The sequence below is a fragment of the Streptomyces sp. NBC_00873 genome, assembly GCF_045207415.1.
In the GTDB taxonomy this organism is placed as follows: Bacteria; Actinomycetota; Actinomycetes; order Streptomycetales; family Streptomycetaceae; genus Streptomyces.
The window spans coordinates 7,769,660-7,796,008 of the sequence record NZ_CP108803.1 but is presented as its reverse complement, the minus strand read 5'-3'; the positions used below and the strand labels follow the sequence as shown (position 1 = coordinate 7,796,008).

Below are 26,349 nucleotides of genomic sequence, written 5' to 3'. Positions count from 1 at the left end.
CTTCAGGGGATGTCGCATGACCAGACGCTTCACCCAGCACGCCGGAGTCGCCGTCGGACTCGCGCTCACTGCCATCGCCCTCACCGCCTGCGGCTCGAGCGGCAGCAGCGAGACCTCCGAGGACAAGGCCGACAGCTCGTCCGTGACGGTGGACTTCTGGGGCTGGGCCCCCGGCTACGCCGAGGCGGTCGAGGCCTACAACGCCTCCCACCCCGATGCCAAGGTCACCTTCACCACCACGCCGCCCGGCTCCAAGGGCGGGTACACGAAGATGTTCTCGGCAGTGAAGTCCGGCAACGGACCGTGTCTCGCACAGGTCGGCTACGAGTCGCTCCCGAGCTTCATGGTCGAGGGCGCGCTGATGGACGTCGCCAAGTACACGGGCGACACCAAATCGCAGTTCGTCGACTGGTCCTGGAACCAGGTCAAGCTCGGCGACGCCGTGTACGGCGTCCCTCTCGACACCGGCCCGATGGCCATGTACTACCGCAAGGACGTCTTCGAGAAGCACAAGATCCCGGTACCGGCGACCTGGGACGCGTTCCGGAGCGCCGCCGAGCAGCTCCACAAGGCCGACCCGAAGGCGTACATCGCCAACCTGGCGCCCGGTCCCGACTACAACCTGGCCGGCCTGTCCTGGCAGAACGGCGGGAAGTGGTTCTCGATCGAGGGCGACGCCTGGAAGGTCGACGTCGACGGCCCGAAGACCCAGCAGGTCGTCTCGTACTGGCAGGACCTCGCCGACCGCGGGCTCGTCACCAAGGACGAGGCGTTCGGCCCCAAGTTCTTCAAGAACCTCCAGGACGGCAAGGTGGCGACCTGGGTCTCCGCCGTCTGGGCCTCCCCCATCATCCAGGAGAACGCCAAGGCCTCGGCCGGCAAGTGGGCGGTCGCCCCCATGCCGCAGTGGACGCCGGGCGGCAAGGCCTTCGGCAACGAGGGCGGCTCCAGCACGGCGGTCCTGAAGGGCTGCAAGAACCCGGAGAAGGCGCTGGAGTTCGCCACGTGGCTCTCCACCGCGCCGGAGAGCCTGAAGATCCTCATCCCCAAGACCGGTATCTACCCGGCCTCCAAGGCAGGACTTGAGATGCCGGAGGTGAACAAGGCCGAGCCGTTCTTCGGCGGCCAGAAGATCTACGACGTGTTCCGTGAGTCCGCGGCCGGGACCGACACCTCGTGGCAGTGGGGTCCGGCCACCACCCAGATGACGGCCGATCTGAACGACGCCTTCGGTAAGGCCCTCACCAGCGGCGGGAGCCTCGGCGGCGCGATGGACCAGACCCAGAAGAAGACTGTGGACGGGCTCAGGGCCAAGGGCCTCACCGCCACCGAATAATCCTCCCCAGGGCGGTGCGGATCCTCCCGCGCCGCCCTCGTCCTGCCTCAAGGAGTGACGTGAGCCCGTCCAAGGCCCCACACAGGAGAGGCGCGACAGCCGTACTGCTGGTGCCCTTCCTCGCGTTGTTCACCCTCGTCTACCTCGTGCCGATCGGGTACGCGGCCTATCAGAGCCTCTTTCGCACCCAGCGCTCCGGCCTCGGCCTCGCCCCGCCGACGACCGTCTTCAGCGGACTCGACAACTACCTCAAGGTGCTGAGCGACAGCTCCTTCCTGACCGGAGTCGGTCGCGTCCTGCTCTTCGGCGCGGTGCAGGTCCCGCTGATGCTCGGTTTGGCCCTGCTCCTCGCACTGCTGCTGGACAGCGGAGCCGCGCGTTTCGCCAAGTTCTTCCGTCTGGCCTACTTCCTGCCCTACGCCATCCCCGGAGTCATCGCGGCCATCCTCTGGTCGTTCCAGTATGTGAAGGGCATCAGCCCGCTCCTCGACGGCTTGGCCGCACTGGGCATCGACGCCCCGCTCCTGAAGCCCGGCTGGGTCCTCGCCTCGATCGGCAACATCGTGACCTGGTCCTGGACCGGCTACAACATGCTGGTTCTCTACACCGCCCTGCGGGCGATACCCAAGGAGCTGTACCAGGCCGCCCAGCTCGACGGCTGCAGCGCCCTGCGCACCGCCTGGCACATCAAGATCCCGTTGGTGCGACCGGCACTGATCATGACCGGCGTCTTCTCGATCATCGGCACTCTCCAGCTCTTCAACGAGCCGTCGGTGCTGAAGCCGATCGCGGCCGGATCGATCGACACCGGCTACACCCCCAGCATGCTGGCCTACCAGGCAGCCTTCGGCGCGAACGACTACAACATCGCGGCCACCATCGCGGTCGTCCTCGCCCTCACCACGGCCGTGCTCTCCTTCACCTTCCTCAAGCTGTCCCAGCGAGGTACGACATCGTGACCACCCGCCGCCATCAGGTCCTGACCACAGCCCTGCTCTCCGTGGTCACCTGCTACTTCCTCCTGCCCGTGTGGTGGCTGCTCGTCTCGGCCGGCAAGTCCAGCTCGGACCTCTTCGCCACCAATGGCCTGCTCCCTGCGGACGACTTCGCCCTCGTCGACAACGTGCGGGACGTCTTCACCTGGGACCACGGCATCTTCGCCGACTGGATGGTCCACTCCCTGCTGTACGCGGTGGTCGGTGCTGCCGCGGCCACTCTGCTCTCCGGCGGGGCGGGATACGTCCTGGCAAAGTACGCGTTCCGGGGCCGCGAAGTCGCCTTCTCCGTGATTATCGGCGCGGTACTGATCCCCATTCCGCTGCTCACACTGCCGCTCTATCTGGTCTTCGCCGAGCTGCACGTCACCGACACCGTGTGGTCGGTGCTCATACCAAGCGCGGTCAGCCCGTTCGGCGTGTACCTCGCCCGGATCTACGCGACGGACTCGGTGCCCGACGAGGTCCTGGAGGCCGCTCGCGTGGACGGCGCGGGCGAGCTGCGCATCTTCTTCCAGATCGTCACCCGGCTCATGTCCCCAGGCCTGGTGACCGTGTTCCTCTTCCAATTCGTGGCGATCTGGAACAACTTCTTCCTGCCCCTGGTGATGCTGTCCGACCACCACAAGTGGCCGGCGATCCTGGGCCTCTTCTACTGGAACAGCCAGCCGCAGCAGCTCTACTACAACATCACCATCACCGGTGCGCTGATATCCGTGCTCCCGCTGGTCCTCGCGTTCCTGACCCTGCAGCGCTACTGGCGCTCGGGGCTGAGCGCGGGCAGCGGAAAGCTCTGACCCTCTCCCACCCCGCCTTCGGAGGCATGCCCATGACCGACCGGCCCGTGCTGCGCAGCTACACAGGTGACCGTCTCAGTGCGATCCAACCGCCGTTGAGTGGGATCGCCGCGGGAACGGGGAGCCTGGGACGACGCGGCAAGTCGTCGACTGGGAGGTGGGAAACCGCCCGGCCAAGGGCGGGTGGAGATCGCAGTGCCGCGGGACCGGGCGAAGCCACCGCGCGGCCCTCACATCGCGGCGCCCTGTGAAGCCGTCGGCGTCACTCGGCGTGGAGCCGGAACCTGTCGATCACCCAGAAGAAGTCGTTGTCGCCGGTGTAGTGGAAGCGTACGTGGGCCGAAGCGGCACCAGGTGGGATCGGGACCGCGATGGACTGCTCCTGCGAGGTGACGTCCGTGGTGTAGCTCCTGACCTCCTCGGGTGTGCCGGCGTTGAAGGAGACAAGGACCCTGGCCGTCTGCTGCTCCACCTGGCGGTAGTGCGTGATGAACTCGACCATCATCGTGCTCCTGCCCGAGAGACCGCCGAACGTCGGCGACACGAGCGTCGAGTCGAACCGGCCGGAGAACGTCCTGTCGGACCATTCGTCCGAGTCGGCGACCGCGAACACGCCGCGTGCACGGACATTGAGCTCCCGCCACTGGTCGCGTTGGGTACGCGACCAGAACTCGTTCGTGGTGAAGGTCCAGCCGCGCCATTCGGTGACGCCGCCCGTGCCCATGGCGTCGTTGATGACGGACCAGCCGCTCGGCACGGCATGGGTGAAGCCCAGTACGTCGGCGGGGATCCCCGTCTCGTCGACGCGGGGAGCCAGCTTCGGCTGCAGCGTGTCGAAGCCGTCGTCCGTCCGCTCCTGGACCGGCTTGCCGTCCAGGCCCCACGAAGGGTCGACGGGGAGACCGAGCTGCTTGAACACTGTGGGCACGACGTCCACGAGCCGAGTGTCGATCGGTCGGCCGCCGGCCTCGATCCCGGGCCCCTGGGCGAGGACGAAGGTCCGCCGCTCCTCGAATGAGCTGCCGCCGTGACCGCCCGCGTCCACGTGACCGTGGTCCGTGGCCACGATGACGGTCCAACGTTCGGAGGAATAGGTCGGCCGGGCCTTGATCGACGCCCACAGCTTCCCCAAATGGGCGTCCTGCCCGGCGATCGCGTCGAGGTACCGCTCGCCGGTCCCGCTCTCGTGGCCCACCTGGTCGGTGTTGCCGAAGTAGACGAAGAGGACGTCCGGATTCTGGTCGCGGATGACCGAGGCGGCCTCGTCCGCGATCTTCTGGTCGTTGGGTATGTCGTGCTGGGGCAGCACGAGTGTGGCGTCGGCACCCGCCGTGATGGCGCCGTAGGTATCCAGCGGGGGCCAGTCGACAGCCGCGTAGGTGGACAGCCCCGGCTTCACCTGGGCGAGGCGTGCCAGGAGACCGGGGTACTCGTCGAACCGTCTGCCGCTGAAGTCGTTGTCCTTGACGCCGTGCTTGTCGGGCCAGACCCCGGTCGAGATCGTCGACCATCCCGGCCCGGACAGCGTGGGGGCCATGGGGCTCGCGTAGAGCAGGGACTTCGCGTAGGTGCCGGCCGACATCATGGCCTTGAGGTGCGGCGCGTTCGCCGCTTCGATCCGGTCATGCCGCAGACCGTCCATGCCGACGATGAGCACCTTGTCCTTGCTGATGCCGTTCGGGAGAGCCGGGGCGGCGTGGGCCGCGGGTGCGTGGCCAAGCGTCGTGGTGGCGGCCGCGACTGTGGCAGCACCTGCCACGAGCACGGTGCGGCGGGCAATTCCGTCGTTGGGCATGGGTTTCCTCCGCTGATGGATGAAGATCGTGGGTGGGACAGTCAGCCCCCGCAACGTGTGAGGAGTGCATGCACACGTCACGGCTCGTATGTCGGGAGATCCGCAGCATGGTGACGTTGAACCAGTTGGAAGTCCTGTTGAGAGTGCTGGAGCACCGGGGCTTCTCAGGAGCCGCGAAATCGCTCTTCATGAGCCAGCCCTCGGTGTCCAACCACATCCGCAATCTGGAGAACTCCTGCGGGATCCAGCTGGTCCACCGCACGAGCACCGGCGCGCGCCCCACGCCCGCCGGGGAGGTCGTCGCCGAGCACGCACGCCAGGTGTTCGCGATCATGGACTCCCTTGAGCGGACCGTCGCCGACTTCCGCGGGCTCGGGGGTGGCCGGCTGGTCCTCGCGGGTACGACCACCCTCGGCACGTACCTCCTGCCGCGTCTTGTCGCGGACTTCTCCACCCAGGCTCCCAAGGTGAGTTGTCAGATCCGCGTGGGCAACGAGGACGCGGTCGAGTCGTGGCTGCTGCGCGGGGAGGTCGCACTGGGTCTGTGCGCCGGCACGCCCCGCGATGAACAACTGGTCTCCCAGGGCATGTTCGAGGAGGCCATGGTGCTGGTGGCCGAGCCGCACACACCGCTTGCCGACCGTGCGCTGACTCCCCCCGATCTCAAGAACCAGCGCTTCCTCATGCGCGAGGCGGGCTCGGCCACCCGGCATCTCCAGGAACAGACGCTGCGCGCCTGGGGACTCGAGGACGCCGAACAATGGGACATGTGGGGTCCCGGCACCCTCAAACAGGCGGTGTGCGAAGGGCTCGGGGTGGCCTTGCTCTCCGAGCACGTGGCCCGCTATGAGATTGCAGCCGGGACGCTCGCCGACCTGACAGTCACCCCCGCACCACCGAAGCGCACCGTGTCTCTGGTGCGCCGGATCGACCGCGTGCTCACACCGCCGGAACAGGCATTCGTCGACCTGGTCCGGGCCGTCGCCGAATGGCCTTCCTGACAGGCCATCAGTACTTGATGCAGGCCGACCGCAGGTCGGTGTAGAAGTCCCACACATCGGGCGAGCACTCGGGCGCGCCGAGCTGTGACGCCTTCGCGCCCATGTGCGGCAGATGGGAGTACGCGCCGACGCCAGGCCGGTTCACATGGAGCATGCCTGCCTGGAAGTCCTGGAGCGCCTGGAACATGTAGCCCGGATTCTGCGTGAAGATGGTGCCGGACATCCCGTACTTCACGGAGTTCGAGATGCTCATGGCCTCCTCGTAGCCTTCGCATTCGATGACCGACAGCACGGGCCCGAAGACCTCTTCCTGCGCGATCCCGCTGTCCCGGACCACACCGGTCAGTACGGTCGGCTCGATGAAGTAGCCCGGGCTGTCCGCCTTGGCTTCGCGGCCACCGCAGACCGCGGTGGCACCCTCGGCCATCGCGCCCTCCACCGCCGCCAGACAGGCCCGCAGCCGTTCCTCGCTGACCACCGGGCCGATGTCCGCCCAGTCCTGGTCGCCGCGGCCGACACGCATGGCCGCGACCCGCGGGACCAGTCGTTCCAGCAGCGCGTCCCGTACGCAACGGTCCACCACGACCCGGCTGGTGGCGCTGCACCGCTGTCCGCTCTGCCCGAAGGCACCGTGGACGATGGCGTCGACGGCCGCGTCGAGATCGGCGTCGGCAAGCACGATGAGGGCGTTCTTGCCGCCCAGTTCCAGTTGCGTCCGCATCAGTCGCCCGGCACCCGCCCTGTTGATCGCCTGCCCCACCGGCAGTGATCCGGTGAACGAGATCCCTGCCACCCGTTCATCGGCCACCAGCGCCTCCCCGGGTTCGCGGTCTCCCTGTACCAGGTTGAGAACACCCCGGGGAACACCCGCGTCCGCGAACGCCTGCACCAGCAGGGCCGAGGTCCACGGGGTCAGCGGGGACGGCTTGAGCACCGCCGTGCAGCCGGCCACCAGAGCAGGAGCGACCTTCCACATGGGTATGGCCACGGGGAAGTTCCAGGGAGTGATCAGACCCACGACACCGAGCGGACGCCGGAAGGTCATCGCCATCGTGCGCGGCTCCTCCGCAGGGGTGGTCACCCCGTTGATCCGCCGGGCCTCCCCTGTGGTGAACTCGAGGATCGCCAGCGCGCGGGCCACCTCCCCCTTCCCCTCGGAGAGTCGTTTGCCCTGCTCGCGGGTGATGGCCTCGGCGAACGCGTCGCAGCGCTCGCCGATCAACCTGGCGGCCGCGTTGAGTACCTTGGCCCGCTCGATCGGACCGATCGCGTCCCACTCGCGCTGTGCGGCGTACGCCGCGTCGACGGCGGCGGTGACATCCTGCGCGCCGGACTCGGCGAACTGCCCTACGACGTCATCGGTGTCGGCCGGGTTGATGTTCGCGCGCACCGCTCCGGTCAGAGGCGGTACCCAGCGCCCGTCGATGTGGTTGAGCAGATGGTCGGGGCTCGGCTGTGCTGCCATGAGGGGACTCCTCGGTGGTCTCGACGGGCGGAGGTCAGTTCATGTGCACGGCGATCCGGGGCGCCGCCCCCGATCGCGCGGCCGCGACGGCGGCGTCGATGTCCCGCAGGGAGTACGGCTCCGGCACCAGGTCCGCGAGCAGGCGCTGGTGCGGGGTGCGTACGAGGAAGTCGACGGCTTCGGTCAGGTCCTCGACGGTGTAGTTGTGGCTGCCGATGACGCGGGTGAGGCCACGGACGACGGCGTCGGGCTCGAAGGTCACCTCGGGGCCGGGTGACACGGAGCCGACCAGGGCCACGCACCCGTCGAGTCCGACGATGCGCAGAGCCGACTGCACCGCGCTGCTGCTGCCGGAGAGCTCCAGGACCACATCCGCGCCGAGGTCCTTCGCGGCTTCGTCCAGCGCGTCGGGCGGGCAGGCCACCGTGGCGCCGAACCTCATCGCGAGATCGCGGCGGGCGGGATCCACATCGCAGGCGATGACGTGTTCGGCGCCGAGGTCGCGCGCGTACGACACGGCGGTGAGCCCGAGCATCCCGCAGCCGGTCACCACGACCGTGTCCCCCGGGCCGAGGCCGGCCCGACGCGCGGCGCAGGCGACCGTGGCAGTGGCGCAGTTGGCAGGCGCCGCGACCGCGGCGGGAATCGAGTCGGGGACCCTCACGAACTCCGTGCCCGCGACGAGGTGGCAGTGGGTGGCGAGGCCGCCGTTGAGCCGCCAGTCATCCGTCATGGCCTCGTGGCCGTACTTGCGGACGCTCTCGCATTTCTGCGGAACCCCGCGCCGGCAGCGTCGGCAGAAGCCGCAGGATGTACCGATGGTCCAGGTGATGCGCTGTCCAGGGAGCACGGGCCGTCCGTCGGAGGCGACCGGTGTTCCGCCGACGGCCTCCACCACGCCGACCGCCTCATGGCCCAGCACGGTGGGCAACGGGGTGGGCCGGTCACCCGCGATCGTGTGCAGATCGCTGCCGCACAGGGTGGCGAGTTCCACCCGCACCAGCACCTCGTCGGCCGCCGGCCTCGGCATCGGCTGGGACTCCACGGTGAATCCTCCGGCGGGTCCCCTCCACACGGCCGCCGTCGCGCCTGTGCCCTCACGGAGTGCGGGCGGGCCGCTGCTGAGTTCGGTCATGTTCCTGTCCGCCTAACGTCGGATCGTGAGCGCGACCAGGGCACTGCACCCGCACGCCGCGGCCACGATGGGGAAGATGAGGCTCGTGTTGCCGGTGCTGTCCATCAGTGCGCCGACCATCGGCTCGGCGGCCCCCGCGAAGAGGTACGCGAAACAATTGACCACCCCGGTCGCTGTGCCGGCCATCCGCCTGCCTGCGATATCGGGGCACAGGGCCCAGAAGGACGACTGGGGGCCGTAGACGAAGAAGCCGGTGAGGAAGAGGACGACGATTCCCGTCGTCATGTTCAGGGGCGCCACGTACATCGTGAGGGCCATCAGCGCGCCCAGGACCATGAACAGGATGATGGGGCGGTCGCGTCGGGACCCGAACAGCCGGTCCGATATCTGACCGTTGACGAGGGCGCCCGCCGCCATGCCCACCGGCAGGGCGACCGAGATCCACAGGGGGCTGATACTGCTGCCCCCGTCCTCCCAGTTGTCGCCCAGGAAGTAGACGGGAACCCAGATCAACAGGCCGTAGCGGGCCATGTTCTGAAAGCCGATGGCGATGCCGGTCGACCAGATCCTCGGGTTGCGCAGCACAGCCCTGTACCGCTGGAAGGACGACTCACCGGCCGACATGCCGGCTTCTTCGGCCACCTTGTCGGCCTCGGTGGCATCGGCCGGGCCGACGGGCGGGGTGACACCGGCCTGAGCGGGGCTGTCCCTGGCGATCAGATAGAAGGTGACGCCGCCCACGAGCATCAGGAGCACCGGCACCCGGAAGATCCACTGCCAGTCCAGGTCGAGCGTGTCCACGACGATCGTGGAGGTGACGAATGCCAGGACGGAGGCCATACCGGCGGCGAAGGTGTAGAAGCCGAAGCTCTTGCCCCGCTCGTGCGGGGCCCACCAGTTGGAGATGACCCGCCCGCCGGAGGGCCAGCCGAGCGACTGCGCGAAACCGTTCGCGCCCCAGAGGATGCCCAGGGACTTCACACCGGTGGAGAAGCTGGTACCCCAGTTGAGGACGGTGGACAGAATCGCACCGGCCGCCATCATGCGCCGGCCACCCCACTTGTCGGCCAGATTGCCGTTGATCATCTGTCCGGCGGCGTAGGACCAGAGCAGGATGCCGCTGATGGCGCCCAGCGTGGCCTTGCTCAGGCCCAGGTCCTCCTCGATGCCGGGGATGGCGAAGCCGAACGTCTGCCTGCCGGTGTAGAAGAAGAAGTAGCAGAACATGGCGGACAGCAGCATGCGCCACTTGAGCCGGGTGTACGCGTGCTCCTGCAGGGGTTCGGGAGTGCGGCTCCCGGCCATCACGTTCTCGGCGTTCGACATGGTCGCTCAACCAATCCGGGAAAAGTGCCGTCTGTCCGGCCTCGGAGAAGGAGCCGGTGTGTGAGGTGGTGGTGGCCGCCGGGGCGCGGCCGCCCTCCAAGGCTGGTCCGGGGCCGCAGGACTTCCCTGGAGGGTGGCCACGTCTTGTCAGTGGGTCCGAGCGGACGCGCTCTCCTGCTCCGCGACCAGCGTGGTGGCGACCCAGAAGGCGTCGTAGTTGTGGATGCGGGCGGGGTCGCCGAACGGTGTGTCCAGCAGCTCCGGCTGTGCCGGCCGGCGGTTGATCAGGAACGGGATCTGCAGTTCGCCCAGGGCGCCGTGGGATCGCAGGGGGGCGTCGAGCCCGCTGAGGTCGTGCCAGGCGGCGAACCGGCCGAGCGCGGTTCCGGCCTCCGCGAGGACCACGATGTCGCCGATGCGGTCGGCGGGCAGGGCGTAGCGCTCGGCGGCCTCCTCGCGACCGTGTACCTCCTGCACTCCCTCGATGGTCCGCAGCGCTTCGATCGTGGAGCTGCGAACGGCCCCCTCTGGCAGGTACACGCTCGCGAAGGAGCCGAGTGCGCCGTGATGCACGGTGTACGGGTCGGTGATCGGGAGGATGACCCGCAGGCCCTCCGCCCGGGCGTCCTCGCCGATGCCGAGAATCCGGCGGACCTCCTCCTCGACGTAGACCACCCGAGGCACGCCCGCGTCGTCCGTCTTGGCGCTCATGCCGTGATCGGCCGTCAGGACGACGATCGCGCCGAGCTCGGCCAGCCGACCGGCGTAGCGGTCGATCTTCTCGTACAGGTCGTTGGCGGCCTCGGTGCCGGGCGCGTGCTTGTGCTGGATGTAGTCCGTCAGCGACAGGTACATCAGGTCGGCGCCGCGGGTCTCCAGAATCCTGACACCCGCGGCGAGGGCGAACTCGCTGAGTTCGGCGGAGTAGACGCTCGGCAGCGGCTTGCCGACGAGTTCCAGCACGTTGTCGATGCCGTTGTCCTCGACGGTGGCCCGGTCGGCCTTCTCCGCCGAGAAGCAGATGCCGCGGCGGGACGGTGCGACGAACTCGCCGGAGCCGTCGAGCGAGGGGCCCTCCTCGACGAGCCCGGCGCCGAGCAGCCTGCGGAGCTTGTCCTTGGCGGTCACGACGACCACGTCGAGGCCGGCCTCGTTCGCCGCCCCGAAGACGGTGGGGACGCGCAGGAACCGCTTGTCGTTCATCAGCACCTCCTCACCGAGCTCGGTGTCGAAGAGGTAGTTGCCGCTGATCCCGTGCACGGCCGGCGGGCAGCCGGTGGCGATGGACACGTTGTTGGGATTGGTCAGGGCCGGCATCGCGCCATGGGCAGGCCACGACGTGCCCTCTCCTTCCAGCACTTTGGTGAGCCAGGGCATGCGTCCGGCCGCCATCGCCTCGATGTGGTAGTCGGGCTCACTGCCGTCGATGCAGATCACCACCACCGGCCTGGGAGGCTTCGCGTAGGTCCTGCCGTTGACGCTGAACGTCCCTGATGTCACGAAGGGCTCCCTGCTGTATGTAGCGTGGCCGAAATCCTGCTGCCCATGAGCGTGCTGGCAGGAGCCGCCCCGAGGAACCCCTCTTTCGGCTATCGCCGCCATAGCGCGAGCTCACAGCCCGCCCGTCGGCCTTCCCGCACGCCGAGGACCTCGTTCCGGGCGCTGCAGCCACGGAGGCAGGTTATGCGATCCGGTCCCGGTCACATGGCACAGCGGCCCCACGGTCGGGCTCCAGGAGCCGGGCCGCAGGGCTGCCGTGCGATGTGAGCGTCGTCAGTTCACCGGCCGATGCGTCGCCACTGCTGGCCTGTGCCGCCGTCGGCGTCCTGCTGCTCGACCGCCGCACCATCGGCGGCGGAGTCGTCGGCCATTCCGAGGTACTTGCCGCTGCGCACGCAGGTGAGGGTGATGTAGCCGTCGCCGGCGTCGGCGATCGTCCACTGCTGACTGGTGCTGTGCTCGGGCGTCCACTGGGTGATCTTCGCGCCGGCCTCCGTGACGCCGCCCCAGACGGCCCAGGTCAGGGGTGTGCTGCCGTGCGTGGTGTGGATCTCGTACTGTCCTCCGCCCACGGGGACGAACCGGAATTGCTGGTTCGCTGCCGAGCTCGGGGTGTTCTGGATCAGTCCGGTGCCCAGGCCGGTGGAGGCGCCGGGAACGTCGACCGCCTTGCCCGACCGGCGATTGACCAGTTGGAAGACGGAGTGCTGAGCGGGCGGTGCGACCGTCACGAACCCGGCGGAGGGGATCGTGCCGTGACTGCTCCACTCCCCGAAGACGACGTCGGTCGACCTGCCCGCCGCTCCCCGCAGTGTCGCGTCGGTGACCTGGCCGTCCTTCCACCGCATATCCAGGGTGAAGCCCCCGCGCACTCCGATTCCGGTGACGGACCCGGCAGCGGCCCAGGCGCGCGGGAGGGCCGGAAGCAACTCCACCCGTCCGGGGCGGGACTGCGCCAGCATCTGGATCATCGCCACGGGCGTCCCGTAGTTGGCGTCGATCTGGAACACGGAGCTGCTGCCGAAGCTGTACATGTCGAACAGGTTGATCGCGCTGCCGTTGCTGAAGTTCACCGACGGCCTCAGTACGTCGAGGACCAGCTCGTACGTCTTGTCCGCGTGCTTCAGCTTCGCCCAGCAGATGGCCCGCCAGGCGCTGGCCCAGCCGAAGCTCGCCATGCCGCGTGCCTCCAGCAGCTTGGTCGCGCCAGTGACGAGTTCGGGCGGCGAGTCCTCGATGGCGATACGGTCGCCGGGGAAGAGGCCTATGAGCGGTGACAGGTGACGGTGGGTCGTCTCGCCGAGGTTGTCGTCGCTCATCCATTCCTCGAGCCAGCCGCTGGTGGCGCTCACCTCCGGGAGGTACAGCCTGTTCTGGAGCCCCGAGACGGTGGCGGCGTAGGCGGCGTCCTTGCTCAGGGCGGTGGCCGCGGCGCGGTAGTTCCGGAACAGCTGCCGGACCAGTTCCTGCGCGTAGGTGATCCCTCGTGCGTCCTCCGGCCCGTGCTCCGGTGACCAGTCGGTCCCGAGCAACAGGAGAACGAATGCCCCCACAGGAGCGTTCTGCCGACGGGCTCAGGGAGCCGGCCGGAAAGCCACCGGCCGCGCCGCCTGCCAGGCAGGTGCTCTCGGACAGTGTCTACGAGAGCATCAAGGCCATGGTCATGGACCACGAGATCGCGCCGGGTGCCCGCGTCGGCATTGATGCCCTCTCGCGGACCCTGGGAGTGTCGCCGACACCCGTGCGTGAGGCCCTGGCCCGCCTTGAGGCAGACGGACTGGTGGTGAAGCGATCCCTGTCCGGCTACCGCGCGACCGAGTTGCTGACGCGGCACGGACTCGAGGAGCTCTTCGAGATGCGTCTGCTGCTGGAGCCCCGGGCCGCGGCCCTGGCCGCGACGCACGCCACCGACGAGCAGCTGGACACGATCGAGCGGATCGTGGAGGAGATGCGGACGCTGCCGGGGCCGACGGGCCGCTACGCGGACTACCGCGACTTCGCCGTCCTGGACCAGCGCTTCCACGACGCGATCGCGTCCGCGTCGCATCGGCCCCTGCTCGCCGATGCGGTCGAACGGCTCCACTCGCACCTGCACGTCTTCCGGCTCAGCAACGTGAAGGTCGCCGAGGATCCGACGCTGGCCGAGCACGAGCGGGTCGTACGCGCCGTACTCCGAAGGAAGGCCGACCGCGCGGCTGAGGCCATGACGGAGCATCTGACCCTCAGCCTCCGGCGCCAGCTCGCCCGTGAGACCGAAACCTGAGCCCACGTCCCGCCACTCGACGACCGTGCCCGGACCTCGGGTCCGGGCGCCCTGCTGTCGTGGCCGGCGGTCAGGCCAGGCGCAGCCGCACCCATGCCGACAGCCGGTCGACAGCGACGATCAGGACCAGCACCACCATGATGTGAGTCAGCATCTCGTCGAACTGGAACAGTTTGATCGACTGGTTGATCAGGAAGCCGATCCCACCCGCGCCGACGAGGCCGAGTACCAGCGACGAGCGCACATTGACGTCGAGCCGGTACAGCAGCAGTCCGATCAGCTGGGGTGTCACGGTCGGCAGCAAGGCGTGCGCCGCTACCTGGATCCGGCCCGCGCCCGCCGATTGCAGGGCCTGCACCGGACCGGGGTCGGCGTCCTCCAGCGCCTCCGCCCACAGCTTGCCCATCACACCGACGTTGTGGAGAAGCAACGCCAGTACGCCCGGGAAGGGACCGAGTCCGACAGCGGTGACGAAGATCAGGGCGAAGACCACGTCGGGTACGGCGCGCAGGAACGACAGCAGGGAGCGCGCCGCCTGGTAGACCGCCGTCGAGGGGGCGGTCCCGCGTGCCGCGAGCAGGGCCAGGAGAAGCGAGAACGGCACGGACAGGGTCGTGCCGAGCAACCCGATCCACAGAGTGACCAGCGCGCCGTTGAGACTGGGTTCCAGGACGTCCCAGCTCAGATCGGGCGGGATCGCGTCGCCCAGGAAGTCCGCGATGCCGCCCCAGCCCTCGGCCAGTGCGCCGAAGGACATGTCGGTGGTGTTCCACGCGACGACATGAGCGGTGACCACCGCGGCGGTGACCACGGCTCCCACCACTGTGGCGCGTGGCCGGGCGGGCTTCGCCGGGACGGGAAGTCTCCGTACCTCGTCGAGATCGATCATGACACGGCCTCCACGACCACGGTCTGGTACAGGGTGTCGACGTTCTGGCCGGGTGGCCCGTTCAGGATCACCCGGCCGTTTCGCAGGCCGACCATGCGGTCGGCGTGGCGGGCGGCGAGCGAGGGCTGGTGCAGGACGGCGAGGACGGCCAGGCCCGCGTCGTGGGCGAGCTCGGCCAGCAGCGCGAGTACCTGCTCGGAAGCGGCCGGGTCCAGTGCGGACACCGGTTCGTCGGCCAGCAGGACGCGGGGGCGCTGGCACAGGGCACGGGCCACGGCGACGCGCTGCTGCTGGCCGCCGGAGAGGCGGCCCGCGCGTTCGTGCGCACGGTCGGCGAGACCGACCCGGTCCAGGCAGGCCATCGCCTCCTCCCGCAGCGCGCGTGGGAACAGGGCGGGAACCAGTGAGTGCCGCAGCGGCAGCCGGCCGAGGGCGCCGGCGCACACGTTCTCCAGGACGCTGCGCCGGCGCACGAGGTGGATGTGCTGGAAGACCACGGCGATGTCCAGCGGTCCGCAGGCCTTGCCGTCGATGTGCACGCTGCCCGCCGCCATCGGCTCCAGCCCGGCGGCGGCCCGGAGCAGGGTCGACTTGCCGGAGCCGTTGGCCCCGAGCACGGCGAGCAGTTCTCCGCGGGCAACGTCCACGTCCACCCCGTGCAGCACCTGCCGGTCTCCGTACCGCACGGTGACCCCGGACAGTGCGAGCATCAGACGTCCTTCTCGGTCAGGTGCAGCGTCGCGGCCAGGTCGAACAACGGCTGGTACGTGGACTTGTCCACGGCGACCAGGGGCGCCGGCGGGTCGACGTCGAGGAGGGCGCCGATCTTGCCGACCTTGTCCGGCGGCAGCTTCAGCAGGGCGTCGGTGACCGCCTTCTTGAACTCTGCGTCGAGGCCGCCGCGGACGGTGATCGGGTCGTTCGGGATCGGGGCGGAGCCCCACACCTTGCGGAACTCGGACGGGTCGAAGGTGCCGGAGGCGGTGGCGCTCGCCAGCTGCTGGGAGTTGATCTCGGCGGCGTCGACCGTGCCCTTGGCAAGGGCCAGCAGAGCCTCCGGGTGACCGCCCGCGTAATTGACCTTGACGTCGTCCTTCTTCAGGCCGGCGTCGAGCATCGCCTTGCGCGGCAGGGCGTCGCCGGACGTCGATCCGACGGACGCCAGCGCGAGGGAGTGCCCCTTGAGGTCCCCGACCGACGTGATGCCGGAGTCCTTCGGCACCCAGATGCCGGCGGTGTAGCTGGACACCTGGCCCTTGCCGTCACCGAACGAGGCGATGGACTCGGCCTTGGCCCGCCCACTGGCGAAGACGTAGCCGAGGGGGCCGAACATGGCGATGTCGAGCTTGCCGTTCTCCATGGCGAGGACCTCGGCGGAGTAGTCCTCGGTGACGGTCAGCTCCACCTCGCAGTCCAGGCTTTCACCGAGGGCGTCGGCGAGGACCTTGGCGGCCGGGGTGAGCTTGGCGGGGTCCTCGAAGGGCTCCACACCGAAGCGGATCTTGCCCCCGGGGCAGGTGGCGGACTCGGCCGCGTCCGAACTGCCGCCGCAGGCGGTCAGGGTCAGCGCGGCGACGACAGCCAACGAGGTGGCAAGGGTGAAAGGGCGGACGGGCACGGTGAACTCCGGGTTCGAGGGCAGCACAGGGGAAGGACGCGGTGTGTGTACGGGGTGGGGGGAGTCGCTCGCCGGGGCGGCTGTGGCCAACGTGTCAGGCACAGCCACCCCGGTCAACACTTGTATCGACAGGTTGCCAACTGTTCATCTGCGAGTCGGCAGGGGGTTGTCCGGCCTCCCGGCGGAGGGCCGGGAGGGACGGGGGCGGGGGCAGTGGTGACTGTGTCAGCGACCGTCGCCGGAGTGCTTCTCGTCCCGGCCGTGGTGGGTGTGCGCGGGACGCCTCGGGTAGGAGGTGTGGCCGAGTTCGGCCGCGGTGCGGGTGACCTCGAAGAGCCGCTCGGCGTCGCGGTTGATCCAGGTCGCCGTGAGGGTCGGCATGTCGAGCGTCGTGTCGGCGACCAGCTTGAGGAAGACGTGCGGTTCGACGGCACTGTGCACCAGGTAGGGGCTGGGCACGTTGAGGCTCGGGATGGTGCTGTCGTGCATGGGGCTGACGATGAACTGCCACAGGTCGTAGCCGACACGGGGGCCGTAGCTCAGGGCACGGGAGACATGGATGTCCCCGCCGATCAGGAAGCAGCCGGGGATCTTCTCCGCGGCGATGAAGTCGTAGATGGCGTCCCGCTCGTAGGAGTAGGTGGCCCAGTCGTCCTTCTCGGCGTTCTGCTTGTCGTCCCAGATCATGCCGGTGGCGATGGCCTTGAACGGAGCCGTGCTCTGGCGCAGCTGATTGCGGAGCCAGTCCCACTGCACCGTGCCCAGGCAGGTCACCTGGGTGCTGTCGGCCCAGCTCGGTGCCGTGCGGCTGAACCAGCGCGGGTCCAGCAGGAAGACCTCGATCGGGCCCCGGCGGAAGGATGTATAGACACCCTCTCCGTCCGTCCGCTGCCGCAGGATCCTCCCGTCCGCGGTCTGCCCGAAGGTGGGGTTGGCGCGGTAGTTGACGAAGGCGGTGCGGTTCTGGCGTTTGCTCTTGTAGTCGCCGTGGAAGTCGTTGCCGCCGAAGTCGTGGTCGTCCCAAGTGGCCCAGACCGGCATGGAGGAGACCAGCCGGGAGATCTCCGGCTGCACCAGGAACGTACGGTGCTTCCGGCGGGCAACCTCGAGGTCGGAGCTGTCGACGTACGGAGTGTCGCCGAGCATCACGAAGCTGTCGCAGCCCTCGTCCATGATCGCCGTCCATACGTGGTCGGGGACCGACGGGCCGCACGAGCCCATCCCCATGGTGACCACGGACGGCTTGTCCGGGTCGGGCGAGGTGGTGAAGGATCCGGTCATCGGCGTGAAGCCAGCCGCTTCCTTCACCGGGGTGAGGGTGAACTCGTAGGCCGTGTCGGGAGCCAGGCCCCGCAGCTGGGCGATCAGCGTGTTGTCGTTGTCGGGTTCGACGGCGGTGGTGACGGTGCGCCAGGTCCTGTTCCCCTTCCCGCCCAGCTCCCGGTAGGCGCAGTTCCAGCGGGAGTAGAGCGAGGGGTCGAGGCCGGGGCGGGCCCAGATCCGGGCGTTGCCGGGTTCGGTGTGGCCGACCATCGGCCCTACCGGCTGCTCGGGCGGCATCGGCGTCGGCACCACGGCGGGCGCGGTACCGGTGCGGACCGACGCGACGTAGCCGGCCAGCGCGGTGAAGAACGCCTCGCTGTCCGCCACCGCCTCGGCCGGCTGCACCACCGCGCCCGCACTGTTGCGGATCTTGTCCACGGTCAGGCTGGTGACGAGGAACCGGCCGGCGCCGAACTGGCCCTCCAGAAGCGCGGGCGGGAACCCGGAGGCGGAGCAGGCCATCAGCACCCGCATCGAACTCCACCGCTGAACCGTCTCGTAGCTCACCCGCGGACTGGCGTTCCGGCCGGTGAACAGCCGGCCGTTGCTGACGCGCAGCCCCTTGACGAGCGGGTGGCCGGCGTCGACCGGGTGGATCGTGTCGTAGTCGGCGTCGGTGCGCACGGCGGACACACCACTGGGCAGATAGGCCACTGCGGCGCCGTACTGGTCGGACTGCGCCAGATCCAGCACGACCCGGCGGTCGGCGACGAACCGGCGCAGGGAGTCGGCCTGGTCGGCGACGTAGTCGAGGTAGTCATCGCTGTTGTTCGTGAAGGTGCCGAACGCGATCAGGTCGACCTGCTGCGGCTGCTCGTCGGCCGGCAGCGTCAGGTCGAGCGGCACGACCTCGAAGCCCGCGGTCCGCAGCAGTTCGGCCAGCCCCAGGGCCTTGGTCCAGGGGTCTTCGTACTCCAGGACGGCGGCGCGCAGCGGGGGGGGTTTCGTCCGCGGCGCGCGGCGCGCCGCCCGCGGCGAACGCCGGTGCGGCGGCACCGACCGTGAGAGCGGCGGCGACACCGCCCGTCAGTATCTTCCGTCTGTCCAGGCCGTTGTCCGGCATCTGTTCTCCTTCGGAACGCGGCCTGCGGTCCGCCTTATGCGGATACGGAGACCGAGCGGTGGGTGCCCGTCTTGGGGCGTGTGCCGCAAACGCTGGCAGAGCGAGCGGCGGGCGGCAATAGCTTGTATCGACAAGTCATTCGGAGTTCACGCAGACCTTCGACGCGCTGCGCGATGTTCACCCGCGCCGGGATGACGCGTTCCGTGCCCGGCGGTCTCGGGTGAGGGCTGGTTCAGCCCAGGCCCGGCAGAACGGCCTGGCGTGGGGCATCCGCTCCCTGCGCAGCGCGCACGGCCGTGCCGAGATCCCCCAGGGAATGAGCCCCTTCCACCAGGTCGGCGAAGGGGTGGGCGGCGTGGCGGGCGGCGAGGAACGCGACGGCCGCATGGAGGTCGGCGGGCCGGTAGTTGTGCACACCGGTGACCGTGCGCAGGCCCCGCACCAGCCACTCGGGGTCGACGGGGACGACGTCCGCCGGGGAGACCGAGCCGGCCAGCACGACGGTCCCGCCGATGTCGAGGGCGGACAGACACGCCCGGACCGCGTCCGTGCGGCCCGACAGTTCCAGGGCAATGTCGGCCGGGCCCGTCGGTTCGTTCACGTCCAGCACCCGGGCGGCCCCGAACTGTCCGGCGCGCGCCCGCCGGGCCGGGGACGGATCGACGGCGGTCACGCGGGCGCCCCCGAGGGCTGCCATCGCCACCGCCGTCAGGCCGAGCATGCCCGCGCCGGTGACCAGCACCTCGCGCCCCTCCAGGGGGCCGGCGGCGGCGATGACCGAGGCCACGGTGGCGGTCGCGCAGGACGCCGGGGCGGCGACCGCGTCCGGCAGTCCCTCGGGTACCGCAACGATGGCGGTACCCGGCAGCAGTACGCAGTGAGTGGCGAACCCGCCCGTCAGGGGGGCCTGTTCGTCCAGCGGCTCGTGCCCGTACTTGCGCAGCTCACGGCACTTCTGCGGGTGACCGCGCAGGCAGCGCGGGCAGGCCCCGCAGGAGGCGGTGACCGACCACACCACCCGCAGCCCCGGCACCACCGGAGTGCCGTCCACACACGACGGCGCCCCCGGACCCACCGCCAGCACGGTGCCCACCTGTTCGTGCCCCAGCAGCGCCGGAACCGGGGACGGCCGCTTGCCGTTCACGGTGTGCAGGTCGCTGCCGCACACCGTGGCCAGGTCGATGCGCACCAGCACCTCGCCTTCGCCCGGCGACCTGGGGGTGGTGGTGGTCACCAGCGTGAACGGCCGGTCGACCCCGTCCCAGCGGGCGTAGCGGACGGCGAGAAGTTCGTCGGAGATAGTCCCAGGCATCGCGTCAACCCAATCCGTCACGATCTTGTAAGTGAACAAGCAACATGTATAGATACCTTTTCGGGGTCGGGGTAAAACTCTGGGTGAACAGAGGATGCAGAGACCGTTCACCGTCGGCGCCCGGGTGGTCGCACCCGAGGTCCGCGGTCGGCCGCACGGCAGGTCGAACCATGCGTGGCAGGCGGGCAGTCCGGTCCGAATCGCCCAGCACCCGAGGTGACAGCGACGGGGACCCCGCACGGCCGGCCGGGGACCGGAGGAACGGGGGCGAGACCTGTAGGGTCAAGTCCATGGCCACCCCTCTGCACCGGACGATCGCAGCCGAACTCCGTCATCGGATTCGTTCCGGCAACCTCGTGGTCGGTGGGTCGTTGCCGTCCGAGTCCCAGCTCTGCGAAGAGTTCTCGGCATCGCGAGGACCGGTCCGGCAGGCCCTCGCCACCTTGCGTGACGAGGGGGTCATCGGTGGCGGGCAGGGCAAGCGGGCGGTGGTGCTCGACACTGTTCCCACCCAGCCGTTCGAGTCGTTCCTGTCCTTCACCCGCCGTGCGGAACTGACCGGCTACTCCCCCGGTCAGAAACTGCAGGAGATCGCGCTGCGCCGCCCCGAACCGGAGATCGCCGCGGCCCTGCAGATCAACCCCGACGACCTCGCGGTCCAGCTCGTCAGACTGCGCCTGCTCGATGGACGCCCCGCGATGCTGGAACGCATGACGTACGTCCAGTCGGTGGGGCGCCCGTTGATCTCCGCGGACCTGGACGCCGGTTCCATCTACGCCCTGCTCACCGAGCAGGGCGTAGATCTGCACTCGGCCCGGCACACGTTCGACGCCGTACCCGCCAACACGCTGGACGCGAAGCTGCTGGACGTCCCCAAAGGCTTCCCGCTGCTCAGGGAGCGGCGCCTGACGACGGACTCCCAAGGCACCCCCGTCGAATGGTCCGAGGACCGCTACCGCTCGGACACCGCGACCGTGACGGTCACCAACACCCGCAGTTCCCGCACCGCCATGCTCTGAGCGCCGCCGCACCGCGTCGGGATCCGGCTTCCGCTCCTCAGGCGAACCGGGCGGACACGCCTCCGTCGACGGCCCAGTCGGCACCGGTGACGAAGCCCGCGGCGTCGGACAGGAGGAAGGCGACCACGGAGGCGACCTGGTCGGGGGTTCCGAGCCGGCCGAGGATGTGTTTGGCCACCGCCTCCCGGCGGACCTCGGGCTTCTCCTGGTCGAAGTACTCGGCCAGCAGATCGGTCTCGATGTAGCCGGGGCTGACCGCGTTGACCCGGACTCCCTTCGGTCCCACCTCGAGGGCCATGCTGCGGGTCAGACCGACCAGGCCCGCCTTGGCCGAGGCGTAGGGGAACATGCCGGGGCAGGTCATCGTGGCGTGCATCGAGGCGATGTTCACGATCGCGCCCCGCCCCTGGGCCGTCATGGCCGGCAGGACGGCCCTGGCCATGAGCCACGCCCCCTTGAGGTCGACCCCGAACACCTCGTCCCACTGCTGGGTGGTCATGGTGACCACGTCGGCGTAGGAGTTCCGTCCCGCGTTGTTGACCAGGCCCGTAGCCGGGCCGAGTTCCTCACGCAGGGCGGTCACCGCGTCATGGACCTGATCCTCGCAGGTGATGTCGCACGCCGCCCAGCCCGCTGCCGGACCGATGAGGGCCGCGGTCTCCCGCGCGCCCTTGCCGTCGATGTCCAGCACACCCACCCGTGCACCAGCGGCCGCCGCCATGGTGGCGACGGCTGCGCCGATGCCTCGGGCAGCACCGGTGACCAGTACTACTTCGCCGGTCAGGTCATTCATGTCGGTCCTCCGTTCCGCGCGTGGCGCGGGGTGCCGTCGAGGTGGGTCACGAAGCCCGCAGGGCGGCCGGGCAATTCCCTGCCGCGGGGGCCTCGTTCGGCGTGCTGCTCGGATGCGGGCACGATCGAACTTACCAGCTAAGCTGCCAAGAGATCAGAGGTTCGGAACCGGAAGACGGCCCAGACCGTGTTTCCGGAGCGGTGAGAGAGTGAGCGCATGACGATCGGGCGGACGACACTGAGCCACCACGTGGCGCAGGAGATCATCGGCGAGATCAAACTGCGCGGTCTGCGCGCGGGTGACGAGATCCCGGCCGAGGGTGAACTCGCCGAGCGGCACGGCGTCAACCGTCTTGCCGTGCGCGAAGCGATCCGCACCCTGGTCGCCCGCGGTGTCCTTGTCTCCAGCCAGGGCAAGCGTGCGCGTGTGGCGGTCCCCGCTCCCGCTGTCCTGGAGCAGATCATCGACTTCCGCCTCAGCCAGAGCTCGATGGATCTGGTGGACCTGCTCGTCACCCGGCGCGTGATAGAGGCGGAGCTCGCACGGCGGGCCGCGGTGCGGGTCGCCACGGGTGAGGGCTCCATGACGGAAGTGGTTCGCGCACTGGACGGGATGGGTAGCGCGGTCGGTGACCGGGAGGCGTTCATCGCCGCGGACCTGGCCTTCCATCAGGCCGTGGCCGAACTGGCGGCATCCGGCCTGTTCTCCTTCGTCCTCACGGCGATGAACGGGGTCCTGCTCGACTCCCGCAGGGCGAGCTACCACGGGTCGTGAGCGCCGGGGTGCCGGACAGGAAGCCTGCGGTCGAGGCGCACGGGCGCATCGCCGACGCGATCGCCGCCGACGAGGGGGACCGTGCGGCCGAGGTCGTGACCGCCCACCTCGCGGAGACCGGTCACGACCTCGGACTGTGATTCGACCCGGACGACTGTCCTGGTGTGTGATGCGGTCCGAACGGCTGTCAGGGCAGCAGTCGTACCCGTGCCGTGCCGCTCCAGCCGGCCGGCAGCTTGATCGCAGGGTCGATGTAGTTGCCCCAGGCGAGGTCCGGATAGTTGATGCGGGCGCTGACGATCAGGCCGACTCCCGGAGCCCGGCGCGGGAACGCGTCGCTCGTCAGCGTCTCGAACGCGTCGAGGGCCACGTGGGCATCCGTGGCAGCGGCGTTCTTGCGGCCAGTCACGCGCACGCTGACGGTGTGCTCGCCTTCGGCCAGACCGGTGCGTTCGAACGCCTGTTGCTGGAACTGCTTGCCCGGCGCGTAGAGGTCCACCTCGGTGGCGGTCCCGCCGTCGACAGAGATCTCGGCGATTCCCTGGCTCGGGCCCTTGGGACAGACGACGCGGACGCCCGTACCCCAGAACCTGACGGTCGCGGTGTCACCTGCGCTTCTGCTGAAGGATTCGGTGCGTCCGAGATCGCCGTTCGTCCACGTCTCGGCCTTGTCCGCATGGGTCCATGACCCCGTGTAGACGACCTTGTCCGAGGCGTCGTCGATGACCGGGTCCACCACCTGAAACGCGTCGACGAGCGCGAAAGCGCCCTTGGAAGCGGCGTTCTTGGTGCCGGTGCACTCCACCCTGACGGTGTGCCGGCCGTACGCGAGCGATGCACTCCGGAAGACGAGCTGGGCCGGAGCCTTTCCCGGTCCGTAGAGGTCGACGGTCTCCGCGGGCTTGCCGTCGACCGAGATCTTCACGATGCCGAGGTTGTCCGCGCGGGCCGCGTACAGACCGACACCGGTGCCCGTGAACGCCAGCTCCGCAGTGTCCCCCACCGCATCGGTGAAGGATTCCGTGCCGAAGAGGTCTCCGGCGGTGTAGTCCGCGCTCGCGTCCGCGTGGGTCCAGGCGCCTGTGTAGACGATGTCCGGGGACGCGTCGTCGATCAGCGCCGGCTCGATCGGTGCCAGCCGGACCGATTCCGTGCCGTCCGACTCGACCTGCACACCCGGTCCGGCCGTGCCGGCCGTCGCCTTGGCGACCCGGACCTGCGCCTTGGTACTGCGGAAGTCATTGGTCCAGTGCGCGGCACTGTCCTTGCCGAACAGGAAGTAGCTGTGGGTGTCCTGCGCCCACGGCCAGTGCGGCCTCGTACGGTATCCGTCGGCGCCGGAAGCGCGGTCGCGGGTCGCGGTGCCGGAGGCCCGGCCGATGTGGTCATCGGGGTACGCCGTCCACTGGGCGTCCCGCTGCCAGCTCAGGGTGTCCGTGCTGTCGGCGAGGACGTACCGTATGCCGACGTCGCTGACCTGGCCGGAGGGCGGGTTGGCCATCGTGTAGGTCGTGGTCAGCAGACCGCGGGGGCTCACGGCCACCTTGATGGTGGTGTCGATGGTGCCGAACCTGCCCGTCAGGGTGACGGTCACCTGGCCGTCGGCCGTGGTCACGCGCGCCGACGTTCCCGCCCACTGACCGGGAACCGCACGGGAGATCACCAGGTCCGGGCCGCCGGTGAGGATCACGGTGCCGTCGGCGGTAGCTTCGGTGAGCCGTGCGGTGTGCTTGTCGAACACCACCGCGAACGGCGCGTCGACACCCGTGACGGTGATCGTGTCCGCGGTCTCGCCGACGGTGGGCGCCGTGCCGCTGTCGGACGGGAAGGACGGCTTCGCCCGGGTGTTGAGCGAGAGGCGGTAGTCGTCCACGAGCGCCGTGCCACGCCGGAAGGTGAGCCGCAGGGTGTCGCCGGGAGACCAGACACCGGCCGGGACGGTCAGCGTGCCGTTCTGCCTGGGCGCGATATCAATCCCCCGGAGGGTGCCCGACCTGCTGCCTGTCTGCCAGCTCACCGTCAGTTCGCCGAGGTTGCTGTGGTCGTGCCAGTTCATGACGGGTACCCGTATTGGCCGTCCGGGGGTCAGGCCGGTGAGCACCCCGTCCGCGATCTGTACCGGGGAGTAGGCCTTCTGAGTGAGCCAGAACTCGGGCTTGCGGCGCCGCCACAGGTCGATGATGCCCCATTCGCCGTATCCCACCGGCCCGTTGGACAGGTGGAACACCTCGTCGATGGCCGCCCAGATGGCGCCGCCCACGACTCCGTCCGTGGCACGGAACTTGGCCGCCAGCTTCGCGATGCTGTGACCCCAGTAGTCGCGCACCCCCGGATCTTCCTTCAACGTCCCCACGTTGTAGCACGGCACATGGGCGAACTCGCCGTACTGGATGGGCTGGTTGGCGTTGCCGTTGGCGTTCTGAAGATTGGGGTAGTGACCGCTGTAGATGTCGGTCTGGTCACCGCCGTTGTGCTGCTGCATGTCCTCGAACAGCGTCGGGCGTGAGGGGTCCGTCTCGTGGGCGTAGGTGTTCTCAGAGGCGAAGTTGCGCCCCATGCCGCTCTCGTTGCCGACGGACCACTCGATCACGCAGGCGTGGCTGCGGTCACGTTCGATCATCTCGGCGAACTGCGTCATGTACTGCTCGGTATAGGCGGGGTCGTCGACCGTGCTCTGCTGGAAGCAGACGGGCGCCTCGACCTCGACGTAGAGTCCGAGGCGGTCGGCCCAGTCGAGCAGGGCCGGCGTCGGCGGGTAGTGCGAGGTGCGGATGAAGTTGCAGTTCGCCTCCTTGTAGAGCCGGGCGGCCTGCTCCTCCATGTCCGGGTTCGTCGAACGGCCCTGCTTCTCCGTGATGCTGTGATGGCAGACGCCCAGCAGGTGCACGGGCCTGCCGTTGACCACCAGTTGGTTCCCGTCGACCGCGACCTGGCGGAACCCGACCCTCCGGGTAACCGTCTGCGTCACGCCACCAGCGGTGAACACAGCTGTCAGTGTGTACAGGTGGGGGTGTTCCGCGTCCCATTTGAGGGGAGCGCTGACCGGGATCACTGCCTGCTGTTGCGGATCCGTGCCGGTCAGGGTGATCTTCGACGGGGCGATCGCGACGGGCCGGCCCTCGGGGTCGGTGAGGGTGAGCTCGGCTGTTCCCCTCTGGCCTGCCTTGAACGCCGCGGCGGCGGTCACGGTGAGCGTGGCGTCCCGGTACGCGCTGTCGAAGGTCGTGTCGGCGTGCAGTCTCGTGAGGTGGGAAGCCGGCAGGGCCATCAGTGTGACCTCGCGCAGGATGCCGCCGATGATGTGGTGCGCGTAGTCGGACTGGCGGGCGATGCTGGTCGGCCGGTCGGTGACGCCGAGCGTGACCACGGCCTCGCGGCCCGGTGTCACCAGGGAGGTGATGTCGGCGTACCACGTGGTGAAGCCGCCGTCGTGGGTGCGTACGGCCGTCCCGTTGACCCACAGCCGGGCATAGCTGTAGACGCCGTCGAAGCGGAGCATGACGCGCTTGCCCGCGAAGTCCGCCGGGACGGCGACCTCGACTGTGTACGCGCATTCGGTGTCCGAGGGTACGGGTTCGATCTGGAGCGCGGGCTCCCCCGGTACGTCGAGCGGGTGCCACGAGGAGGTGTCCGTCCCGGACGCCCAGAACGATGCCGGAGGACTGGACGTCCAGCGCCATCCGGAGGTGACGGGAACGAGCGGAGTACGTACTCCGGAGACCTTCTCGGGCAGGGGCGGGATCACCGGCGGCGCCGTTGCGGCATGGGCGGGCGCGGCAAGAAAGACGTCACCTGCGACGGCGAGGAATCCCGCTGCCGCCAGGCCCTTCAGCGCATTGCGACGGGTGAACGCACCAGTCTGCGCTGCGGTGTCCGCGTGGTCCGAAGGTGTGCGGCGGTGAGAGAACGTCACGTCAAACCCTTCTTGACAAATAGGCTGCTAAG

At 69.2% G+C, this 26,349-nt stretch carries 21 protein-coding genes; 8 read left to right on the top strand and 13 right to left on the bottom strand.

Going from position 1 to position 26,349, the window contains the following annotated elements; translation table 11 throughout:
- Positions 1-16 precede the first annotated feature (16 nt).
- The 3 genes from OH809_RS36020 to OH809_RS36010 are packed head-to-tail and all read left to right on the top strand — an operon-like array spanning position 17 to position 3,128.
- The gene (locus OH809_RS36020) at positions 17-1,336 is read left to right on the top strand and encodes an ABC transporter substrate-binding protein (RefSeq protein WP_406417223.1); all 1,320 of its coding nucleotides are present in this window, start codon (positions 17-19) and stop codon (positions 1,334-1,336) included.
- Positions 1,337-1,395: 59 nt separating this feature from the next.
- The gene (locus OH809_RS36015) at positions 1,396-2,295 is read left to right on the top strand and encodes a carbohydrate ABC transporter permease (RefSeq protein WP_406417225.1); all 900 of its coding nucleotides are present in this window, start codon (positions 1,396-1,398) and stop codon (positions 2,293-2,295) included.
- Positions 2,292-3,128, top strand: coding sequence for a carbohydrate ABC transporter permease (locus tag OH809_RS36010; protein ID WP_406417227.1), 837 nt, complete (start codon positions 2,292-2,294; stop codon positions 3,126-3,128). Before OH809_RS36015 ends, OH809_RS36010 begins: the two co-directional genes overlap by 4 nt.
- Positions 3,129-3,390: 262 nt before the next feature.
- Here the strand turns inward: OH809_RS36010 and OH809_RS36005 are convergent, their stop codons facing one another.
- Positions 3,391-4,923, bottom strand: coding sequence for an alkaline phosphatase family protein (locus tag OH809_RS36005; protein WP_406417229.1), 1,533 nt, complete (start codon positions 4,921-4,923; stop codon positions 3,391-3,393).
- 107 nt (positions 4,924-5,030) lie between these two features.
- Here OH809_RS36005 and OH809_RS36000 point away from each other — a divergent pair, with 107 nt between their 5' ends.
- Positions 5,031-5,924 (top strand): LysR family transcriptional regulator, encoded by an 894-nt coding sequence (locus OH809_RS36000; protein ID WP_406417231.1) that lies wholly within the window; start codon positions 5,031-5,033, stop codon positions 5,922-5,924.
- Positions 5,925-5,931: 7 nt separating this feature from the next.
- On the opposite strand, the gene OH809_RS35995 is transcribed toward OH809_RS36000, so the two are convergent.
- From OH809_RS35995 to OH809_RS35975, 5 genes are all read right to left on the bottom strand, one after another.
- Complete coding sequence (locus tag OH809_RS35995) at positions 5,932-7,389, bottom strand: aldehyde dehydrogenase family protein (protein ID WP_406417233.1); 1,458 nt, start codon at positions 7,387-7,389, stop codon at positions 5,932-5,934.
- A 34-nt stretch (positions 7,390-7,423) separates the two neighbouring features.
- On the bottom strand, positions 7,424-8,524 hold the full coding sequence (locus OH809_RS35990; RefSeq protein WP_406417235.1) for a zinc-binding dehydrogenase: 1,101 nt from the start codon (positions 8,522-8,524) through the stop codon (positions 7,424-7,426).
- Between the two features lie 12 nt (positions 8,525-8,536).
- Entirely contained in the window at positions 8,537-9,850 is a 1,314-nt protein-coding gene (locus OH809_RS35985) for an MFS transporter (RefSeq protein WP_406417237.1), read from the bottom strand.
- A gap of 147 nt (positions 9,851-9,997) precedes the next feature.
- Entirely contained in the window at positions 9,998-11,350 is a 1,353-nt protein-coding gene (gene phnA, locus OH809_RS35980; RefSeq protein ID WP_406417238.1) for a phosphonoacetate hydrolase, read from the bottom strand.
- A 278-nt stretch (positions 11,351-11,628) separates the two neighbouring features.
- Positions 11,629-12,882 (bottom strand): RICIN domain-containing protein, encoded by a 1,254-nt coding sequence (locus OH809_RS35975; RefSeq protein ID WP_406516053.1) that lies wholly within the window; start codon positions 12,880-12,882, stop codon positions 11,629-11,631.
- Positions 12,883-12,893: 11 nt separating this feature from the next.
- Between OH809_RS35975 and OH809_RS35970 the strand changes: the two genes are divergently transcribed.
- Positions 12,894-13,613, top strand: coding sequence for a GntR family transcriptional regulator (locus OH809_RS35970; protein WP_406417242.1), 720 nt, complete (start codon positions 12,894-12,896; stop codon positions 13,611-13,613).
- Positions 13,614-13,683: 70 nt separating this feature from the next.
- Here OH809_RS35970 and phnE read toward each other — a convergent pair whose 3' ends face one another.
- The 5 genes from phnE to OH809_RS35945 all read right to left on the bottom strand — a co-directional run bounded on the left by phnE (position 13,684) and on the right by OH809_RS35945 (position 19,818).
- The gene (phnE, locus tag OH809_RS35965; protein WP_406417244.1) at positions 13,684-14,502 is read right to left on the bottom strand and encodes a phosphonate ABC transporter, permease protein PhnE; all 819 of its coding nucleotides are present in this window, start codon (positions 14,500-14,502) and stop codon (positions 13,684-13,686) included.
- Positions 14,499-15,212 (bottom strand): phosphonate ABC transporter ATP-binding protein, encoded by a 714-nt coding sequence (locus OH809_RS35960; protein WP_406417246.1) that lies wholly within the window; start codon positions 15,210-15,212, stop codon positions 14,499-14,501. The genes phnE and OH809_RS35960 overlap by 4 nt, the downstream gene beginning before the upstream one ends.
- Positions 15,212-16,120, bottom strand: coding sequence for a phosphate/phosphite/phosphonate ABC transporter substrate-binding protein (locus tag OH809_RS35955; protein WP_406417248.1), 909 nt, complete (start codon positions 16,118-16,120; stop codon positions 15,212-15,214). Before OH809_RS35955 ends, OH809_RS35960 begins: the two co-directional genes overlap by 1 nt.
- A gap of 225 nt (positions 16,121-16,345) precedes the next feature.
- Positions 16,346-18,463 carry an alkaline phosphatase D family protein gene (locus tag OH809_RS35950; RefSeq protein ID WP_406516052.1) on the bottom strand — a complete coding sequence of 706 codons (2,118 nt, stop codon included), beginning with the start codon at positions 18,461-18,463 and terminating at the stop codon, positions 16,346-16,348.
- A 275-nt stretch (positions 18,464-18,738) separates the two neighbouring features.
- Positions 18,739-19,818: a zinc-binding dehydrogenase gene (locus OH809_RS35945; RefSeq protein ID WP_406417252.1), complete on the bottom strand. Its 1,080-nt coding sequence runs from the start codon at positions 19,816-19,818 to the stop codon at positions 18,739-18,741.
- Between the two features lie 290 nt (positions 19,819-20,108).
- Here OH809_RS35945 and OH809_RS35940 point away from each other — a divergent pair, with 290 nt between their 5' ends.
- Positions 20,109-20,837: a GntR family transcriptional regulator gene (locus tag OH809_RS35940; protein WP_406417254.1), complete on the top strand. Its 729-nt coding sequence runs from the start codon at positions 20,109-20,111 to the stop codon at positions 20,835-20,837.
- Between the two features lie 37 nt (positions 20,838-20,874).
- Here the strand turns inward: OH809_RS35940 and OH809_RS35935 are convergent, their stop codons facing one another.
- Positions 20,875-21,630: an SDR family NAD(P)-dependent oxidoreductase gene (locus OH809_RS35935; protein ID WP_406417256.1), complete on the bottom strand. Its 756-nt coding sequence runs from the start codon at positions 21,628-21,630 to the stop codon at positions 20,875-20,877.
- A 216-nt stretch (positions 21,631-21,846) separates the two neighbouring features.
- Here OH809_RS35935 and OH809_RS35930 point away from each other — a divergent pair, with 216 nt between their 5' ends.
- Both OH809_RS35930 and OH809_RS35925 read left to right on the top strand, forming a co-directional pair.
- A complete protein-coding gene (locus OH809_RS35930; RefSeq protein WP_406417258.1) occupies positions 21,847-22,404 on the top strand; it encodes a FadR/GntR family transcriptional regulator in 558 nt (185 codons plus the stop codon).
- Positions 22,401-22,544 (top strand): hypothetical protein, encoded by a 144-nt coding sequence (locus OH809_RS35925; RefSeq protein ID WP_406516051.1) that lies wholly within the window; start codon positions 22,401-22,403, stop codon positions 22,542-22,544. Before OH809_RS35930 ends, OH809_RS35925 begins: the two co-directional genes overlap by 4 nt.
- Positions 22,545-22,591: 47 nt before the next feature.
- Here the strand turns inward: OH809_RS35925 and OH809_RS35920 are convergent, their stop codons facing one another.
- Positions 22,592-26,317 (bottom strand): glycoside hydrolase family 2 TIM barrel-domain containing protein, encoded by a 3,726-nt coding sequence (locus OH809_RS35920; RefSeq protein ID WP_406417262.1) that lies wholly within the window; start codon positions 26,315-26,317, stop codon positions 22,592-22,594.
- Between the last annotated feature and the right edge of the window lie 32 nt (positions 26,318-26,349).